This window comes from Mycobacteriales bacterium, from assembly GCA_035504215.1.
Classification (GTDB): domain Bacteria; phylum Actinomycetota; class Actinomycetes; order JAFAQI01; family JAFAQI01; genus DATAUK01.
The window spans coordinates 1-2,668 of record DATJSI010000129.1 but is presented as its reverse complement, the minus strand read 5'-3'; the positions used below and the strand labels follow the sequence as shown (position 1 = coordinate 2,668).

4 protein-coding genes are annotated in these 2,668 nt (G+C 69.0%); 3 read left to right on the top strand and 1 reads right to left on the bottom strand.

All coding sequences use genetic code 11. The features are described from left to right. On the top strand, positions 1 to 363 hold a 363-nt coding region (locus tag VME70_15220; GenBank protein ID HTW21548.1), incomplete at its 5' end, for a DUF302 domain-containing protein. 84 nt (positions 364 to 447) lie between these two features. Here VME70_15220 and VME70_15215 read toward each other — a convergent pair. Beyond that, the gene (locus VME70_15215) at positions 448 to 855 is read right to left on the bottom strand and encodes an SDR family NAD(P)-dependent oxidoreductase (protein ID HTW21547.1); all 408 of its coding nucleotides are present in this window, start codon (positions 853 to 855) and stop codon (positions 448 to 450) included. 156 nt (positions 856 to 1,011) lie between these two features. Between VME70_15215 and VME70_15210 the strand changes: the two genes are divergently transcribed. Together VME70_15210 and VME70_15205 are read left to right on the top strand one after the other, a co-directional pair. Beyond that, positions 1,012 to 1,137 (top strand): hypothetical protein, encoded by a 126-nt coding sequence (locus VME70_15210; GenBank protein ID HTW21546.1) that lies wholly within the window; start codon positions 1,012 to 1,014, stop codon positions 1,135 to 1,137. 186 nt (positions 1,138 to 1,323) lie between these two features. Beyond that, positions 1,324 to 2,668, top strand: a 1,345-nt coding sequence (locus tag VME70_15205; protein ID HTW21545.1) for a DUF222 domain-containing protein, incomplete at its 3' end; no start/stop codon positions are given.

The window sequence follows — 2,668 nt, the reverse complement described above, 5'->3', positions numbered from 1 at the left end:
AAGGACAGTCCCCGCCCGTTCGACGACACGGTGAACCGGCTCGTTGACCTCGTCACCGCGCGCGGGATGAAAGTGTTCGTCGTCGTCGACCAGGCGGCCGAGGCACGAGCGGTCGGACTCCAGCTGCGCCCGACGACGCTCGTCGTGTTCGGCAACCCGGCGGCTGGTACCACCGTGATGGCGGCGGCCCCGCTCGCCGCGCTCGACTTGCCGTTGAAGGTCTTGATCTGGGCCGACGGCGATGCGACGAAGGTGTCGTACCTCAGCCCGGATGCGCTCGCGGCTCGCTATCGGCTCGATCCCGACGTTGCCCAGAACCTTGCTGGAATCGAGCCTTTGACCGACGCCCTCGTATCCCCGTAAGGCGCGCACGCGTCCGCGGCCTCCGACCCGGCAGGAGTCAGCCGCCTGCGGATTTGCCACCGTCGATGTGGAGAACGGCGCCGGTCACGAAAGGGGCACGCTCGAGATAGAGCACCCCCTCGACGACATCGCGAACCTGCCCGACCCGACCCAACGGGTGAGCTCGGCTGCCGGACGACGGCTTGCGTGACCTGGAAGAACCCGGTCAGGTTGACCGCGGTGATCGCCGAGTAGTCGTCGTACGTGTAGTCGGTGAACGGCCGGCTGATGAAGGATCCCGGCGTTGTTGATCAGGGTGTCCACGCGCCCGAACCGGTCGACCGCCACGTCCACGATCCGTTGCGCGGCCGCGGCCTGCGCAACGTCGCCTCGTACCGTGACGAAGTCGGGTGCCTCGGATGCCTCGATCGAGCGAGACGAGCCGACTACCGAGTAGCGGGCGCCGCGGAAGCCTCCACCAGTCCCGCGCCGCCACACGTCGCATCGGGTCATCTCACGCTCAGCCGTCGGGAGCGCCACGATGGGAAACCACGAGCCGGGCCAGGATCAGTTTCGATCCGTGTTGGTCGAGGACGTCGACTGGGGAGCCCTCTCGGGGCCGAGATCGACGAACAGCAACTGCAGGTCTACCCGCCGGGCGCAATCGTCGTGTTGCCCGGCGGCACTCCTCACTTCCACTGGGCGAAGTCGGGCACCTACGTCACCCAGGTGACCGCGATCGGGCCGCTCGGTCTGGACTACATCGACCCGGCCGACGATCCCCGCAACGGCTGAGCAGGCCATCTCGATGTGGGCGGGTCAAAGCGTGGCTCGCGCTCAGAACCGACAACCGGCGGCGGACATTGTCGCTGCGCTCGTAGCTGGTCTCTAGCCGGCTCGTGGGACGAGCGCTCTCGGCGCGCTCTCCACAGCTTGATCGTGGCGGTTGACAGGAGGTTGATTCGAACGTATGTTCGATCCATGCAGCCGATCCACCCCGCCAACCAGGCCTTGTACGACCGGGTGGCGGATCGGCTGGACGCCCTCGAGGCAATGCCGGTAGGTGCCGAGCTGTACTCCGGCCTGATCGCGCTGCAGTCCACTGCCATGGACAGTGCGGGCGCGGTCCGGACGACGGCGTTGTGGCTGAAGCTCGCCGCACACTGCGAGGCGCAGTCGATGATCCCGACGGCGGAGGCGGTCACCTCGGCCGACCTGCTCGCCGAGGGCTACGGGCTCGATGCACCGGAGCTGGTGGCTCATGAGCTGGCCGCGATGACGAGTACGCCGTACGCGACCTCGCTGGCGAGGGTCGGGCTCGCGGATCAGGTTCGCGAGCAGCTGCCGGCATCCTGGGTCGCCCTCGATCGGGGCGAGATCAGCCTCACCCATCTCAAGGCAATGGCGCGGGTGGTCGCTGTCGCGGACGCCAAGGTGGCCGAAGCGGTCGAAGCGCGGGTGTTGCCGTCGGCGCTCGAGCAAGGCTGGACGCCTACCCAGCTCGGCCGAGCCGCACTGCGGGTGTTGCTCGTGCTCGATCCCGAGGCGGCCCGCCGGCGCGCGGCGGCCGCGAAGGATGGGGCCGACGTGCGCTTCTACCCGGGTACGGATGACATGGCCACCCTGGTCGCGGACGGAGATGCCGAACCGCTGCGACGGACCATGGATGCGGTCGAGGTGAAAGCCGCGGCGTTGCGGCGCGAGGGCGACCCGAGATCGGTCGGGCAGCGCCGAGTGGCGGCGCTCGCTGAGCTGGTGCTCGGTCGGCCCGACGCGAAGCGCCCGACCGTCGAGACCGTCGTCACCGTCGACCTCACGACACTGCTCGGACTGACGCAGCGCCCCGGCGAGCTGTCCGGCTACGGGCCGATCACCGCCGAGTACGCCAGGGAGCTGTCCAAGCAGGCGTGGCTGCGCCGACTGCTCACGGATCCGGTGGACGGTCGAATGCTCGACCTCGGTCGAAGGCGCTATCGCCCCTCGGCGGCGCTGCGCCGGATGATCGAGGCACGTGATCGCACCTGCCGCCATGTCGGTTGCTCGCGGCGCGCGTCGGACTCTGACATCGACCATCGGGTCGAGTGGCCGGATGGCGCGACCGATGCGGACAACCTCGGGCCGAGGTGCCGGATGCACCACATCATCAAGACCAAGAGCGCCTGGCGGGTCGACATCGAGCCGGACGGCACCGAGGTCTACACCTCGGTGCTCGACTTCCGGTACCGCCGCAGCCCGGCGGTGTACCCGATCGACCTGCTCGACCCGCCGGACGAGCTCGAGATCCCGGCCGGACCGCGCGGGTCCGATCCACCGGACCCGCTCGGTC